The sequence below is a fragment of the Metabacillus bambusae genome (genome assembly GCF_017497975.1).
GTDB lineage: Bacteria > Bacillota > Bacilli > Bacillales > Bacillaceae > Metabacillus > Metabacillus bambusae.
In genome coordinates, this window is the sequence record NZ_JAGDEL010000010.1 from 159,864 (window position 1) to 176,704 (window position 16,841).

Genomic DNA, 16,841 nt, shown 5'->3' on the forward strand with positions numbered 1-16,841 from the left:
TATTATTTGATAAAGGGGCTTTTCCCCTTTTTTTATAGAAAGGTGGACTTTTTGGATGGCTGAAAAGAAAATCAATGATACGTTTTTAAAAGCGTGTCGTGGAGAAAAAACGGACTATGTTCCGGTTTGGTATATGAGACAAGCAGGGCGATCACAGCCTGAATATCGTGCGATAAAGGAAAAATACAGCCTTTTTGAAATTACACATCAGCCTGAGCTATGTGCGTATGTAACGAGATTGCCTGTAGAACAGTATGATGTCGATGCTGCGATTCTTTACAAAGATATTATGACTCCACTTCCGGCGATTGGTGTAAATGTTGAAATTAAATCTGGGATCGGTCCAGTCATTGATGACCCAATTCGTTCATTAAGTGATGTTGATAAACTAGGGGAAATTGATCCTGAAAGCGATGTTCCATATGTATTAGATACTATCAAGCTCTTAACGAAAGAACAGCTTGAAGTACCTTTGATTGGATTTACTGGTGCACCTTTCACAATAGCTAGCTATATGATTGAAGGTGGACCTTCAAAAAATTACAATAAAACAAAAGCATTTATGTATGCAGAGCCAAAAGCTTGGTTTGCACTAATGGATAAGCTAGCTGAAATGAGCATTACATATGTAAAAGCACAAATCAATGCAGGAGCAAGAGCGATTCAAATTTTTGATTCATGGGTTGGTGCTCTTAATGTAGCAGATTATCGCTATTATATTAAGCCAACGATGGAACGAATTTTTAGTGAGTTAAAAAATGAAAACGTACCGTTAATTATGTTCGGCGTAGGTGCAAGTCATTTAGCAAAGGAATGGCATGACTTACCTTTAGATGTCGTTGGGCTTGATTGGAGACTTCCTATCCAAGAAGCACGTACTATGGGTCTAACGAAAACACTTCAAGGTAATCTCGATCCTGCTATTTTACTTTCTCCATGGGAAGTCATTGAAGAAAGAGCGAAAGAAATATTAGATCAAGGAATGCAGCAGAATGGATACATCTTTAACCTCGGACATGGTGTTTTTCCACAAGTGAATCCTGAAAATCTAAAGAAATTAACGACTTTTATTCATGATTATTCGAAGAAAGCAAAAGTAAGCATTTAATATCCTTTGTGAAATTAATAACTAGATATAAGGGAATAAGAAACAAACTAGAGGTGAATCAGTTTGAGTAAGAAAAAAATGGGACTATTAGTTATGGCATATGGAACGCCTTATAAAGAGGAAGACATTGAACGTTATTATACACATATACGACATGGTCGGAAACCTGCGCCTGAAATGCTTCAGGACTTAAAAGATCGATATGAGGCAATTGGTGGGATTTCCCCGCTAGCCAAAATAACAGTTGAGCAAGGTGAAAAGCTAGAGCAGCACTTAAATAACATCCAAGAAGATACTGAATTTAAGCTCTATATTGGCTTAAAACATATCGAACCGTTTATCGAAGACGCTGTAAAGCAAATGCATGAAGATGGGATCACTGAAGCAGTGAGCATCGTCTTGGCTCCACATTTTTCAACCTTCAGTGTTAAATCATATAACGGGCGTGCAAAAGAAGAAGCAGAAAAGCTTGGCATAACAATTACATCTGTTGAAAGCTGGTATACAGAGCAAAAATTCATTACCTATTGGGCAGACCGGGTAAAAGAAACATATAAAAGCATGAAGCCTTCTGAAAGAGAAACAGCTGTACTTGTTGTTTCAGCGCATAGTCTTCCAGAAAAAATCATTGCTAATGGCGATCCATATCCACAGCAATTACAAGAAACAGCAGACCTAATCGCAGAAGCGGCAGGAGTAAAAGATTATGTCATTGGCTGGCAAAGTGCTGGTAATACTCCAGAGCCATGGTTAGGACCAGACGTTCAGGATTTAACAAGAGATTTATATAAAGAGGGTCACAAAACCTTTGTCTATATTCCAGTTGGTTTTGTTGCAGATCATCTTGAAGTATTATATGACAATGATTATGAATGTAAGGTTGTAACTGACGAACTTGGAGCGAGCTATTATCGTCCGGAAATGCCAAATGCTAGACAAGAATTTATTGCTTGTCTTGGGACTGTTGTTTTGAAACAGTTGAAGCAGAGTAACTAGTTTTTAAATAAAAAGAATACCATGTATGTTAGGTTCGTAAATATTTTCGAGGAAAAGCAATAGATTCTATTAATGAGAATCTATTGCTTTTTCTGTTTATAATTACTTATAGGTGACGGAGATTATTATTTTTACAACGGTGCAATTGATTTATTAGGGTTGGATAAAGTCCGACTTTACATAAACTTTAAGTAAACAGTTTATGTAAGATTATATTAACTACATACTGTTAAAGGGGCAATCTTTGCTTAGAAGGGTATAATAAAGGGGCAGAAGTTGACACTAAAAAGGGATACCTTGTGATGATATGGAAAGTAGATAACTTTGTAGAATGTATTTTGTTTTATGTAAATGAAAGGCTCTTTTCTAAAAGATTGTTGCTTTTAAAACAAAAACTAATTCAGGTTGATTGGAACGGATTGCGAGACTCCTGCGGGAGCAGCGGGACAGGTGAGACTCATGCAGGCATTTACGCCGAGGAGGCTCACCGCCCGCCCCGCGGAAAGCGAGCAACTCTCGCTGCAATCAACTACACCGCATTACTTGGTAAATAGCAACAAAGTTTGCGAAAACAGCCAAAAAAAAACTAGGATACAAAAAAACAAAAGAAGAAGAGGAGATACGATGACAAAAGAAATAATTGATACGGGATGGAACTTAGACAATAGTTATGCTCGTCTTCCGAAATCATTTTTCACCAGCCATAACCCAACCCCTGTACAGTCACCGAAGTTGATCATTCTCAATGATCAGTTGGCAACATCTCTGGGGTTGAACGTTCAGGCGCTGCGAAGCGAGGATGAAGTAGCGGTGCTTGCTGGCAACCGAATACCTGAAGGCGCTTCGCCTCTTGCTCAAGCTTACGCGGGGCATCAATTTGGACATTTTAACATGTTGGGGGACGGCCGGGCTCTATTGCTTGGCGAGCAAATCACTCCTCTAGGTGAGCGGGTTGATATCCAACTCAAGGGTTCTGGTAGAACGCCCTATTCCCGCGGGGGTGATGGTCGTGCGGCGCTTGGACCAATGCTACGAGAATACATTATCAGCGAGGCAATGCATGCACTTGGTATTCCTACCACCCGTAGTCTAGCAGTGGTAACAACTGGTGATAAAGTAATCCGAGAAACAGATCTCCCTGGTGCAATTCTGACCCGTGTAGCTTCCAGTCATCTGCGCGTTGGTACCTTTCAATATGTTGCACAATGGGGTACAGTCGAGGATCTCCAGATCATGGCTGACTATACACTAAAACGCCATTTTCCAGATGTTGAAGCTGATGAGAGTCGATATCTTACCCTGCTTCAGGAAGTAATCAAGCGTCAGGCTGTGCTGATTGCCAAGTGGCAACTAGTTGGCTTTATTCACGGGGTGATGAACACGGACAACATGACTATTAGTGGAGAAACCATTGATTATGGTCCATGCGCTTTCATGGATGCCTATGATCCGGCAACGGTATTCAGTTCCATTGACACTCAAGGTCGCTATGCTTATGGCAATCAGCCTTATATTGCCGGATGGAATCTCGCACGATTTGCTGAAACCTTATTGCCGATGTTGCATGACGATCAGGAGCAGGCTGTCAAACTGGCCCAGGATGCGCTTTCAAATTTTACTAAGTTATATCAAACTAATTGGCTCACTGGAATGAGAGCAAAATTAGGAATATTCAACGAAGAGGGGCAGGATGAATCCCTTATTGAAGACCTTCTCAGTTTGATGCAGAAATATCGTGTGGACTTTACGAATACTTTCCGCGCATTAACTTTTGATCGACAAGAGGAAACAGACATGTTTGCGACCCAAGAATTTGCTAAGTGGCATGAGCAGTGGCAGGCACGACTAAGCAGGCAGCAGGAATCGAAGGCCTCCTCGCAGCAGTTGATGAAAAATAGCAATCCTGCACTAATTCCTCGGAACCACCGTGTAGAAGCTGCACTAGAGGCTGCTGTAAATCAAGGGGACTACAGCGTGATGGAACAGTTACTTGATGTTCTAGCAAGACCCTTCGCGCACTCCGCAGAACAGGCTGATTACTCCACCCTACCTGCGCAATCAACCACTCCATACCGAACCTTTTGTGGTACATGATATCGGAGGAATAGGCATGGATCTTCCTGTTTTTCTTAATCAAGTTTACAATTAGAAAATGCTACCCATTTACTTAGGGTAGCATTATTTTAATTATTGGATTTTTCAAAGCATAATTAATCTACCAGTAAACGATTGGCTACATGCTCTACAATAACTGTTTCCAATTAAGAAAACAGATTATTCTTAAATTGGAAACAGTTATTGTAAATAAGGTCATGTCATGATATATTATTTTTATGAAAAATGACTAAAATGTTCATTTGGTCATTTTAACTATAGGAGTGAATCATTTGAGTATAAATCGTAAGCAACTTATTCTTGATGCTGCAACAAAATCCTTTACACAATTTGGTTACAAAGCAACAACAATGGATCATGTCTCGAGGCTAGCTAATGTAGGAAAAGGGACTATTTATACTTTTTATAAAAACAAGGAAGAATTATTTTCTGAAATAATTGAGGGACTACTCTTTGATATGAAAGAAGTTGCAGAAAGTGCATTTGATCCACAGCTCCCTTTTTTAGAAAATGTACACCGAGCGTTATATAGTATCTTGGATTTTCGAAAAACGCATCAATTAACAATTAAAATTTTTCAAGAAAGCAATGAGCTAGGAACACCAACGGTTAATGAGGGTGTTCAAAAGATGGAAGAGATGGTTTTAAACTATATTAAGCAAAAAATTATCGTTGCTATTGAAAATAAGGATATCAAACCATGTGATCCAGAGCTAACAGCATTTATCTTATTAAAGCTTTACGTATCACTCATATTTGATTGGGAAAAACAGCATGAACCACTTGAAAAAGAAAAAATTGCGCAAGTTTTTGAACAGTATTTACTAAAGGGATTGTCGATCTGATAATCCTATCTTTTTTGATATTTAATGACCAAATGAACTATTTGGTCAGTTAGTAATATAGGAGGTTGAAATAAATGTCATTAATTAAACAAGAATGGAATGCGCTTTTAAAAAACAAAAAAGTTCTGATTGCAGTAATAGGGGTACTATTTATCCCATTAATGTACAGTGGTGGATATCTTAGTGCTTTCTGGGATCCCTATGGAAAGCTTGATCAGCTACCTGTTGCTGTTGTAAATAATGATACTGGAACAATATATGAAGGGGAAGAGCTTGATGTTGGTGATGAACTTGTAGAGAACTTAGAGGAAAGTGCAAAGTTTGAATGGCGTTTTGTTGATAAGGAGGAAGCGGAAAAAGGTCTTAAAAATCATGATTATTACATGACGATTGAAATACCTGAAAACTTCTCAAGCAATGCAACAACATTACAAGATGAACAACCACAGCATCTAGAGCTTTCTTTCAAAACGAATAAAGGCTATAACTTTATTTCAGGGCAAATTGGTGAAAGTGCTATTGCAAAAATAAAAGAAGAGGTTGCCACTTCTATAACAAAAACATATGCTGAAACTATTTTTGACAACATTGAGTTAATGGCAGACGGAATTGGTGAGGCAAGTGATGGTGCCGATAAAATTAACGAAGGTGTCGGAGAGCTAAAAGAAGGTTCCAGCACGCTTGATGAGAGCCTTCATGAGTTAGTGACAAAATCTGTTACTTTTAAGGAAGGGCTACAGGAAGCATCAAATGGTTCTTCGAAGCTAGCAAATGGTGTAAGTAGCTTAGATAATGGATTGAGTGTGATGAAACAAGGTCAAGATGAGTTATATAAGGGATCTGTTAAAGCAGAATCTGGGACATCACAATTAGTAACAGGTTTAAATGATTCCCTATCAGGAATGAAGGAATTACAAGTAGCTCTACCAAATTTAACAAATGGTACGGAGATTCTAAAAAGTAGTGCACCTAAACTAGCTGAAGGCACAAAACAGCTTGCGGATGGAAGCAATTCTGCAAGTGTCGGAGCTGCTGCTTTGTCACAAAATTTATCTCTAGTGACAAATGAAGTAAATAATATGCTCAAAGAATTGCAGACAATGCCTCTTCCAGAAGAAAAGAAACAAGAATTAGTTAAGTTAGTAGAATCTCTTAATGCTTTAGATCAAGGCGGGAAAGAACTATCTGCAAATCTAAGTGAATTATCTGCAGGAGCAGATGATCTCAACAAGAATGTTGCTCAGTTACCAACTAGTACTGCAAAGCTTTATGAAGGTACTGCTTCAGTACAAGATGCAATAAATCAATTAACTGAGGGTCAAGAAAAGCTATATAATGGTGCAGTTCAAGTAAATGAGGGGCAATCACAAATCACTGACGGTCTTAGTGTGTTAAGTGATAAAATTGCTAAAGCAAAAGATGGAACAACTCAGCTGAAAAATGGTGGAGTAGCGCTCGAAAATGGCATTAGTCAGTTAGCAGATGGTTCTGTTGCCTTAGAAGACGGGTCTATGAAATTAGCAGATGGTGCTGATCAAATTGATAAAGGCTTAACAGAGCTTTCAGACGGAACAAGTGAGCTTTCAACGAAGCTAGGAGAAGCATCTGAAGATACAAAGGATGCTAAAGGATCTAACGAATTATATGATATGGTCGCAGATCCAGTTAAGTTAAATACAGAAGAATTAACAGAGGTACCTAACTATGGAACTGGTCTTGCACCGTATTTCTTATCGTTAGCTTTATTTGTTGGATCACTACTTTTGACAGTCGTCTTTCCACTACGAAAATCTTCAGGTGTACCTAAATCAGGATTTTCTTGGTTTATAAGCAAATTTAGTATTTTATTCATTGTGGCAGTTATTCAAGCTTTATTAGCTGATCTTATTCTTTTATACGGATTAGGTATTGAGGTGAAAAGTGATGGATTATTTATCCTTTTTAGTATGTTGACAAGTTTAACGTTTATCTCAATCGTTCAATTGTTGGTAACAACAATGGCTGATCCAGGGAGATTTATCGCAATTATCGTGTTAATTCTTCAATTAACAACAAGTGCAGGGACATTTCCTTTAGAGTTACTTCCAAATGTATTTCAGAAAATAAATCATTGGTTACCAATGACGTATTCAGTAGCTGGATTTAAAGCAATTATTTCTAGCGGTGATTTCGGTTATATGTGGTCACAAGCCCTTGTGTTAGTCAGATTCTTAATGTGTACAATGATAGGAACTATCATTTACTTTACTTTGAAACTGAAAAAGGAGAGCTATACAAAAGCTCTTATTACAGAAGAAGCTAGATAATCAAAATACAAATAGGGTGAAGAGGTGGTGAATAAGAATGATCATCACCTCTCTTTTAGGATAAAATTAATAGACTATTAGTAATAAGTTTTAATTGTCATTAAAAAAGGATTGAAAAATAAATGATATTTTCATATACTTTAATATGAAAACGTTTTCAGGTGTCGAACAAGGTGGGCAATATAGAGCCATGGGGAGGGAGAAATTTGTCTACCATAGAAGATGTCGCGAAACTAGCAGGATTATCAAGGACGACTGTGTCAAGAGTCTTAAATGATCATCCATATGTTTCAATTGAGAAAAAGAAGCTTGTTCAGCAGGCGATGGAGCATTTGGGGTATGTGCCAAACTCTGCTGCAAGAAGCTTAAGGAATCAGAAAACAGGCATTATCGCTGTCTTGATTCCGAAAATATCCACACCGTTTTTCAGTCAGCTTCTTGAAAGACTAGAAATGGCTGCTTCTGCCAAAAGCTATCAATTAATCATTTGTCAAACACAATTCTCAAAACAAAAGGAACGAAACTATTTAAATCTCCTTAAAACAAAGCAAGTTGATGGTGTCATCATGACATCATTTGAAAATGACTGGTCGATTATTGAGTCTTATTTAAATTATGGTCCAATCTTGCTTTGCAATGAGATTGTAGAGAATGCTGAAATTCCAACGGTGTATATGAATCAAGCAAATTGTGGCTATATCGTGGCCAAGCATTTGCTTGAAAGGGGTCATAGACATGTTGCTTATTGTTCAAATGGAATTGTAAGTGAAGGAATGAAGGCAAGGGAGCAAGGATTTAAACGCGCATTAGCAGAGGCAAGTTGCTTCTTTGATGAGAAATTCTACTTTGAAAATGTTTCAAGTGTTGAGGACGGTAAACAAATTTTTAGAAAGATAGCAAACATGAAGATTATTCCAACAGCAATCTTTACCGGAGGCGATCATGTTGCGGCAGGAATTATTTCTGAAGCTAAAAAACAAGGATGGAGCATTCCAGAGGAACTAGCTGTTGTTGGTTTTGATGACATGGAAATTACCGAGCTTTTGGATCCGATGATTACAACCGTTGTACAGCCTGTTGAAGAAATGGCTTTGAAATCGATGGAGGTCATTTATGAGAAAATACATAAAAAACAATACCGCTCCTTCGAAAAATATGAGTTTTTTTCTAAGTTAGCTGTACGTGATTCAACAAGGATGAAAAGAAAGCTAGTTGCGACATTTTAAAAAGGATGGCGATTATTCGCCATCCTTTTTTCGTTGTCTAGGAAATTATAAAATTCTAGTACTGTGGATAAGCGCTAGGCATCCAGCTCCAGCGCTGGTCTACAGCCACTCATGAATTGAAGGTAAAAAACATCTTCTATTCATGAGCGTCTTATTTGTCCGAGGCTGTTCAAGGCGCTTGCGCTTTTGTTCTTTGGAATTAAATATCTAACACAAAGTGTATTAGTACAGAGTATCTTTTTAAATATCTGTTACATGTAGACATTCATTACATGTGTTACCATAGCATTCGTGCTGTTCTTCAATTTCATTTCCACACTCTTTGCATTGTTTTTTTGGTAAGTTTCTGAAAAATTCAGTTAATTTCATGATCATTTTGGAATCCCCTCCGTTGTCATTTGTTGCTTTTATTGTATTATAACAGATTAAATTAGTCAATAACTGTTTTGTAACAATTTTTCGAGGGGATAGGAACTTTTTCGTGTTTAAATAAGGTTTTTTGCACTATTTTGCAATATGGAACAATTTTCTGTAAAAGCCTGATGATATAAACATTCATACAGAACATGCAATAGTCATATAGAAGCTTGTTCAAGTGTATTCGTCATAGTCGTTTAGTATAATGGGGATATTGAAGGAATTAGTGAATTTGAAAGGATGATGAGCACATGAATCTAAAAGTTATAGGCTACTGGGGTGGGTTTCCAGGAGTAAATGAAGCGACTTCAGGATATTTAGTCGAATCAAATGGCTTTCGATTATTAGTTGATTGTGGAAGTGCTGTTTTGTCAAAGCTTCAGGAGACAATTGCAATTGATGATTTAGACGCTGTTATTCTATCTCATTATCACCATGATCATGTTGCAGATATTGGATCATTACAATATGCAAGCTATGTTACATCATTCATTAAGGGATTCGAAAAAAACATACCAATTTATGCTCATACATTAGAGAGGAGTGCATTTGAGAAGCTTACCTATAAGGATGCAACGACAGGAGTAGAATATGACCCTAATCAGTCATTAACAATTGGACCATTTACGATAACCTTTTTACGTACAATTCATCCAGTTCCTTGTTTTGCGATGAGGATTACCGATCAGCAATCAACGATTGTATATACGGCTGATTCAAGCTTTCAAGAAGCGTTTATTCCATTTACTAAAGGTGCAGATTTACTGATTGCTGAATCGAGCCTTTATGGAAATCAAGATGGAACAAATGCCGGCCATATGAATAGTAAAGAGGCAGCAAGTATTGCAAAAGGTGCTGGAGTGAAGCAATTACTATTAACTCATTTACCTCATTTCGGTGAACACGATCAATTAGTAAAAGAAGCAAAAGAACTATACACTGGACAGGTTGTACTCGCAAGCTCAGGATATGAGTGGAGCATAAAGTAATGGAGGAATTTACATGCTTTTTATCGATAATAACGGCATAACAGATCCTAGAATAAATTTAGCAATTGAGGAATATGCGGTTAAATATTTAAATCCAAATGAAACGTATTTATTGTTCTACATAAATGAACCATCCATCATCATTGGAAAAAATCAAAATACGATTGAGGAAATTAATACTACTTACGTTGAAGAACAAAAGATCCATGTTGTAAGAGGGCTTTCAGGTGGTGGTGCTGTATACCATGATAAGGGCAATTTGAATTTTAGTTTTATCACGAAAGATGATGGTGAAAGCTTTCATAACTTCAAAAAATTTACTGAACCAGTGGTTCATGCACTTGAAAAGCTTGGTGTGAAAGCTGAAATGAGCGGAAGAAACGATATTATTGCAGGTGACGGTCGTAAGATTTCTGGAAATGCGCAATTTTCTACAAGGGGACGAATGTTTTCTCATGGGACGTTATTATTTGATTCAGAAATAGATAGTGTCGTTTCTGCATTAAAAGTAAAGAAAGACAAAATTGAGTCAAAAGGTATTAAATCAATAAGAAGTCGTGTCGCAAATATTAGTGAATATTTAGATGAAAAAATTACAATTGAACAATTTAGACAGCTATTGCTTCTTAATATATTTGAAGGTGTTGATCATATACCAACCTATGTTTTAACAGAGGAAGATTGGAAGAAAATCAATGAAATCTCTAAAGAACGCTACCAAAACTGGGATTGGAACTATGGGAAATCTCCAAAGTTTAACTATCAGCATTCACACCGATTCCCTGTTGGACAAATTGATGTTCGACTAGAAGTTCAAAAGGGCTTAATCGAAAATTGTAAGATTTATGGTGACTTTTTTGGAGTTGGCGATGTAGATGAGGTTGAAAAGGCGTTGATCGGGACTCGTTACGAAAAGGCAGATCTCGAAAAAGCCTTGGATGATATAGATGTGCAGAAATACTTTGGAAATATCGAAAAAGCAGATTTTATTAATCTTATTTATTAAGGTCAAGAATAGAATAGATCATTTTAATAGGAATTGAAATGGTAATGTAGGATTTCAATATGAAACTCGATACAAATGATGCACTAATTAAGGTATAATATATCCTAGTGAAAGTAATCTTTAATCTTAGATTCAAAGTAGAAAGAGAGTGTTCATTATGGGCCGTAAGTGGAATAATATTAAGGAAAAAAAAGCGTCAAAAGATGCAAATACAAGTCGTATCTATGCAAAGTTTGGACGAGAAATATATGTGGCTGCTAAACAAGGTGAACCAGATCCGGAATCAAATCAGGCATTAAAAATCGTTCTTGAGCGTGCAAAAACGTACAGTGTCCCGAAAACAATCATTGACCGTGCAATCGAAAAGGCAAAAGGCGGTTCGGAGGAAAGCTTTGATGAGCTACGTTATGAAGGCTTCGGTCCTAGTGGTTCAATGATTATCGTAGATGCATTAACAAATAACGTGAACCGTACTGCATCAGATGTGCGTGCTGCATTTGGTAAAAATGGTGGAAACATGGGTGTTAGTGGTTCAGTAGCATATATGTTTGATGCTACTGCAGTAATCGGAATTGAAGGAAAAACTGAGGATGAAGTGCTAGAACTATTAATGGAAGCAGATGTAGAGGTACGTGATATTTTAGAAGAAGATGAGCAAGTTATCGTCTACGCTGAACCCGACCAGTTTCGTGCGGTGCAAGAAGCATTTAAAAATGTTGGCATTACTGAATTTACAGTTGCTGAATTAACAATGCTTGCACAAAATGACGTATCACTTCCAGAAGATGCTCAAGCACAGTTTGAAAAATTAATAGACGTATTAGAAGACTTAGAAGATGTTCAGGAAGTGTACCACAATGTGGATTTAGGTGAATAAACAAAAGGGTCAGCACTCTCCTTCGTATTGTTTTTCGTAATGGACGGGGGGCTGACCCTTTGCTTTTCTATAACTATGAAAGAAATACCTAAATGACTTATATGTGGAATCCTTCCCAGAGATTGTATAATCTATGGACATTCAATATAATAAAGAAAGGATCTTTTTAATAGAAAAATGAATGGTTATTCATTCATTTTAACTAAGGGGTGGGAGAATGAATTTATCTTCACAGCTATCACAAACTGTAAAAGATTTAGGTGACAAACCAGCGTTTGTTTTTGAAGGAAAAGAAACGTCCTATGTGCAACTTGAAGGAGCAATAAATAAATTTGCAAGCAGCTTACATGACTTAGGTATTAAAAAGGGGGATCATGTAGCTGTAGTATTAGGCAACACTCCGTATTATGTAATCTCTTTGTATGGAGCGTTAAGAGCTGGGGCAACAGTCATTCCAATAAACCCAATTTACACACCAGATGAGATTGCTTATATTATCAATAATGGTGATGTGAAAATCGTTGTTACATTAGATCTTCTCATCCCATTATTTGATAAGCTTGATGCTTTGCTTACAAAGGTTGAGCAGCTTATTATATGTGAAACACCGTCTAGTGAGAGCAAAGGGCAAGTGGATATTACAAAGCTATCCATTTACGAAAAAGTGAAACCGTTTGCAAGTTTGCTATCAGGAGGATCTGTTTCTTTTGTAGGACCTGAGCTTGATGAAGAAGATATTGCAGTTATTCTCTATACTTCAGGGACAACAGGAAAACCAAAGGGGGCAATGCTGACACATAAAAATTTATATAGTAATGCAATTGATACAGCAAATTATTTAAAAATGTCAAAGGAAGATATAATTGTCACTACATTACCTATGTTCCATGTTTTCTGTTTAACTGTTTCACTAAATGCACCATTAATGAATGGGGCTACATTGCTAATTGTAACAAGATTTAGTCCTGATACGATTTTTAATTAACTAAAACATATGGTGCAACAGTGTTTGCTGGTGTTCCAACCATGTATAACTTCTTGCTTCAGCATGAACATGCGAATCCAGCCGATTTAAATACGCTAAGGCTATGTATTTCTGGTGGGGCTTCTATGCCAGTCGCTTTACTTAAGGGCTTTGAACAAAAATTCAAGGTCATAGTCTCTGAGGGCTATGGATTATCTGAAGCATCACCTGTCACATGCTTTAATCCACTAGATCGCCCAAGAAAACCAGGTTCTATTGGTACTAGCATTATGAATGTAGAAAATAAAATAATAAATGAGCTTGGCGAAGAGTTACCTGTGAACCAAGTTGGTGAATTAATTGTAAAAGGTCCGAACGTTATGAAAGGCTATTATAAAATGCCTGAGGAAACGGCTCATGCGATTCGTGATGGCTGGCTTTTTACTGGTGATCTTGCGAGAAAAGATGAGGATGGTTATTTTTATATTGTTGACCGCAAGAAGGATATGATTCTTGTAGGTGGCTACAATGTGTATCCACGTGAAGTTGAAGAGGTTCTTTACGATCATGAAGCTGTTGTTGAGGTCGCAGTTTTAGGAGTTCCAGACCCAAATTTCGGTGAGGCTGTAAAGTGCTTTGTGGTGGTAAGAAATGCTGAAGTGACAGAAAAGATGCTACTTGACTATTGTAAAGAGCATTTAGCAAAGTATAAAGTCCCAAGTTCAATTGAGTTTTTGGAGGAGCTTCCTAAAAATACAACAGGGAAAATTTTACGAAGAGCGCTTAAAGATCAAGTTTTACAGAAATAGTATTTTGATAGAATTATTGCGTATATTTAATACTAGTAAATAATGAAAGTTAATATTTTTAAAAAACACAGATACCCTTATTGTATCTGTGTTTTTATGCTGATTTGATGAAAGGATAATTTGAATTTGCAGAAAATTCATTATTAAAATATTCAAAAAATATTGAACTATTTTCTTGTTCCTGTATAATTTAATCAATAAAAGCATAAAAGCATAACCGTGAAAAAGTTATTAAAAGGGGGATTAATTAATGAAAAAGGGTTGGAAATTAGGAGTTGGCATGATGTTAGCTAGTTTTCTAGCAATTTCAGGCTGTGGTAGTAATGAAAATGCATCAGATGGTACTGAGGGTTCAAGTTCAGAGGGTGAGAAAACATATAAAATCGGGGTAAACCAAATTGTTGAGCACCAATCACTTGATTCTGCATTAGAAGGCTTCAAAGCTGCGTTAAAAGAAAAGGGATTAGAAGTAGAATATGATGTTCAAATTGCACAAGGTGATCAAAATAATAGTCAAACAATCGCAAATAATTTTGCTGGAGATAAAGTAGATTTAATCTTTGCTAATTCAACGCCAAGTGCTCAAAGTGCATTAAACGCAACAACTGAGATTCCAATTGTTTTTACATCTGTTACAGATCCAATTGGAGCTAGCTTAGTAAAAAGCTTTGATGAGCCAGGAGCAAATATTACTGGTACAACTGATACACATCCGGATGCAATTCCTAATACAGTTAAATTCATTGACGAAAATGTTGAAGGAAATAAAGTCGGGATGATTTATAACTCTGGTGAGCAAAATTCAGTTGCACAAATTGACCTTGTTAAAAAAGCAATGGAAGGAACAGAACTAGAAGTTGTTGAAGCATCTGTTTCAACATCTGCAGAAGTTAAACAAGCAACAGAATCATTAGTAGGTAAAGTTGATTCTTTATATGTAATTACAGATAATACAGTTGTTTCTGCACTTGAAAGTGTTATTGGAGTCGCAAGTGATTCTGATATTCCGTTATTTGTTGGAGAATTAGATTCAGTTAAACGCGGTGGCTTTGCTGCTTACGGTTTTGACTACTATGATATTGGTTTTGAAGCAGGAGAAATGGCTGCTAGTATTTTAACTGGTGAGAAAAAGGCAAGTGAAATTCCAGTTCAATATCCACAAAAGCTTAAACTGCAAATTAATGCAAAAGCGGCAGAAGCTATGGGAATTGAAATTAAGGAAGAATGGAAAGAAGCAGCAGAAATTCTTGAATAAAGGTGAGAAGCTATGTTTACAGCCCTATTTGGATCAGTAGAGTCAGGATTGATTTATGCGATTATGGCTCTTGGAGTATATTTATCATTTCGAATATTAGACTTTCCAGACTTAACAGTTGACGGTAGCTTTGTAACAGGTGCTGCAGTAAGTGCCGTACTGATTGTTAACGGGGTTAATCCTTTCGTAGCCACATTAGTTGCATTAATCGTAGGCTTTTTGGCTGGCTGTATGACAGGGCTACTGCATACAAAAGGAAATATTAACCCACTTTTATCAGGGATCTTAATGATGATTGCCTTGTATTCGATCAATCTTAGAATTATGGGAAAATCAAATGTACCACTATTACAAGAAGAAACAGTATTTTCTCAGCTTTTGGAGGGCTGGAATAAGTTTGGTATCGATGCTGCCCTCCAACAAATGTTCATTTCAATGGGTCTTGAAGGATTTGTTCCTAAAACATGGTCAGTGGTGATAACTATGTTGATCCTGATTTTAGTTATGAAATATCTATTAGACTATTTCCTAAAAACAGAGCTTGGTCTTGCGATTAGAGCTGTTGGAGACAATCAAAATATGATTACAAGCTTTTCAGCAAATACGGATATGCTGAAAATTGTTGGCCTAGGACTTTCTAACGCACTTGTTGCATTTTCTGGTGCATTCATTGCTCAGTACAATGGATTTAGTGATGTTGGTATGGGGATTGGAATGATCGTAATTGGTTTGGCTTCTGTTATTATCGGTGAAGCATTAGTTGGTACAAAAACAATTGTACGTGCGACGCTAGCTGTTATTATCGGTGCGGTTATTTACCGTTTAATCGTGGCAATGGCGTTACGACTTAACTTTTTCGAAACCGGTGATATGAAACTAATTACAGCATGTATTGTAATGGGTGCTCTCGTTATTCCACAACTGATTGATAAGCAAAAGGATAAACGTAAAAAAAGCTTACGCAGAAAGCGGGGTGTAGGCATTGCTACAACTAAAGCAAATTTATAAGGTGTTTAATGAAGGCTCTGTTGATGAGAAAGTGGCATTAGGTCATTTGTCATTATCATTAAATGAAGGTGATTTTGTTACAGTTATAGGAAGTAATGGTGCGGGAAAATCAACATTACTCAATGTTATTGCCGGGCGAATAACCCCAGATGATGGAGATGTCCTCATCAAAGATAAGTCGATGATTGATGTTCGTGAGTATAAACGTTCAAGATACATCGGCAGGGTATTTCAGGATCCAATGGCTGGTACGGCACCTACACTTACAATTGAAGAGAATCTAGCGATTGCTTATTCTCGTGTACACAAACGTACATTAAAGCCTGGTGTTTCATCAAAGCGACGTGTGTTTTTTAAAGAACAGTTAGAACTACTTGGGTTAGGTCTTGAAAATCGGTTATCAGCAAAGGTTGGTTTACTGTCTGGTGGAGAGCGCCAAGCACTTTCACTACTAATGGCAACCTTCACCAAACCTGACATTTTATTATTAGATGAACACACAGCAGCACTTGACCCATCACGAGCAGAGCTGATTACAAACCTAACGAAGAAGCTTGTTGAAAATGGAAATCTAACGACATTAATGATTACCCATAATATGCAGCAAGCAGTGGATCTAGGGAATCGTCTTATCATGATGGATAAAGGAAATATTGTTTTTGAAGCAGAGGGGAAAGAAAAGCAGGGACTAACAGTTAACTCTCTGTTAGAAGAATTCTCTAAAATTAAGTCTGATAGCTCTTTATCGGATAAGGCGTTACTCATATAAAAAAAGCCTGCCCACAACATCACTTTTGAACTGACCCATCTAAATGAGACTTAGAAAAAACACCTAAGCTACTTGTTCTCCAAACTCTATTGGAGACTGGTAGTTTAATTTTGCCTGAATTCGTATTTGATTATAATAATACATGTATTGA

Annotated in this window: 13 protein-coding genes and 1 pseudogene; 13 read left to right on the forward strand and 1 reads right to left on the reverse strand. The window is 37.0% G+C overall.

The genetic code is table 11. The annotated features are described in order from the left end of the window. Positions 1-55: 55 nt before the first annotated feature. From hemE to I7822_RS14885, 6 genes are all read left to right on the forward strand, one after another. A complete protein-coding gene (gene hemE, locus I7822_RS14860; protein ID WP_207979457.1) occupies positions 56-1,108 on the forward strand; it encodes a uroporphyrinogen decarboxylase in 1,053 nt (350 codons plus the stop codon). Between the two features lie 63 nt (positions 1,109-1,171). Continuing rightward, positions 1,172-2,104, forward strand: a complete 933-nt coding sequence (gene hemH, locus I7822_RS14865; protein ID WP_207979459.1) for a ferrochelatase — start codon at positions 1,172-1,174, stop codon at positions 2,102-2,104. Positions 2,105-2,728: 624 nt separating this feature from the next. Then, positions 2,729-4,198 (forward strand): protein adenylyltransferase SelO, encoded by a 1,470-nt coding sequence (locus tag I7822_RS14870; protein WP_207979536.1) that lies wholly within the window; start codon positions 2,729-2,731, stop codon positions 4,196-4,198. 293 nt (positions 4,199-4,491) lie between these two features. After that, positions 4,492-5,064 (forward strand): TetR/AcrR family transcriptional regulator, encoded by a 573-nt coding sequence (locus tag I7822_RS14875; protein WP_207979461.1) that lies wholly within the window; start codon positions 4,492-4,494, stop codon positions 5,062-5,064. 74 nt (positions 5,065-5,138) lie between these two features. Further along, complete coding sequence (locus I7822_RS14880) at positions 5,139-7,370, forward strand: YhgE/Pip domain-containing protein (protein ID WP_207979463.1); 2,232 nt, start codon at positions 5,139-5,141, stop codon at positions 7,368-7,370. A 206-nt stretch (positions 7,371-7,576) separates the two neighbouring features. Next, positions 7,577-8,596 carry a LacI family DNA-binding transcriptional regulator gene (locus tag I7822_RS14885; RefSeq protein ID WP_207979465.1) on the forward strand — a complete coding sequence of 340 codons (1,020 nt, stop codon included), beginning with the start codon at positions 7,577-7,579 and terminating at the stop codon, positions 8,594-8,596. A 240-nt stretch (positions 8,597-8,836) separates the two neighbouring features. On the opposite strand, the gene yhfH is transcribed toward I7822_RS14885, so the two are convergent. Then, positions 8,837-8,971 (reverse strand): protein YhfH, encoded by a 135-nt coding sequence (gene yhfH / locus I7822_RS14890; RefSeq protein WP_207979467.1) that lies wholly within the window; start codon positions 8,969-8,971, stop codon positions 8,837-8,839. 293 nt (positions 8,972-9,264) lie between these two features. On the opposite strand from yhfH, the gene I7822_RS14895 reads away from it, so the two are divergent. The 7 genes and pseudogenes from I7822_RS14895 (at position 9,265) to I7822_RS14925 (ending at position 16,690) form a co-directional block, all read left to right on the forward strand. Next, positions 9,265-10,002 (forward strand): MBL fold metallo-hydrolase, encoded by a 738-nt coding sequence (locus I7822_RS14895; protein ID WP_207979474.1) that lies wholly within the window; start codon positions 9,265-9,267, stop codon positions 10,000-10,002. Positions 10,003-10,015: 13 nt separating this feature from the next. After that, positions 10,016-11,008, forward strand: a complete 993-nt coding sequence (gene lplA, locus I7822_RS14900) for a lipoate--protein ligase (protein WP_207979481.1) — start codon at positions 10,016-10,018, stop codon at positions 11,006-11,008. 157 nt (positions 11,009-11,165) lie between these two features. Then, positions 11,166-11,885, forward strand: a complete 720-nt coding sequence (locus tag I7822_RS14905) for a YebC/PmpR family DNA-binding transcriptional regulator (protein ID WP_207979484.1) — start codon at positions 11,166-11,168, stop codon at positions 11,883-11,885. Between the two features lie 217 nt (positions 11,886-12,102). Beyond that, positions 12,103-13,658: pseudogene (locus I7822_RS14910) on the forward strand (fatty acid--CoA ligase family protein). A gap of 250 nt (positions 13,659-13,908) precedes the next feature. After that, positions 13,909-14,913 carry an ABC transporter substrate-binding protein gene (locus I7822_RS14915; RefSeq protein ID WP_207979486.1) on the forward strand — a complete coding sequence of 335 codons (1,005 nt, stop codon included), beginning with the start codon at positions 13,909-13,911 and terminating at the stop codon, positions 14,911-14,913. Positions 14,914-14,925: 12 nt separating this feature from the next. Continuing rightward, positions 14,926-15,921 carry an ABC transporter permease gene (locus I7822_RS14920; RefSeq protein ID WP_207979487.1) on the forward strand — a complete coding sequence of 332 codons (996 nt, stop codon included), beginning with the start codon at positions 14,926-14,928 and terminating at the stop codon, positions 15,919-15,921. Next, positions 15,896-16,690: an ABC transporter ATP-binding protein gene (locus I7822_RS14925; protein ID WP_207979494.1), complete on the forward strand. Its 795-nt coding sequence runs from the start codon at positions 15,896-15,898 to the stop codon at positions 16,688-16,690. The genes I7822_RS14920 and I7822_RS14925 overlap by 26 nt, the downstream gene beginning before the upstream one ends. Positions 16,691-16,841 lie beyond the last annotated feature (151 nt).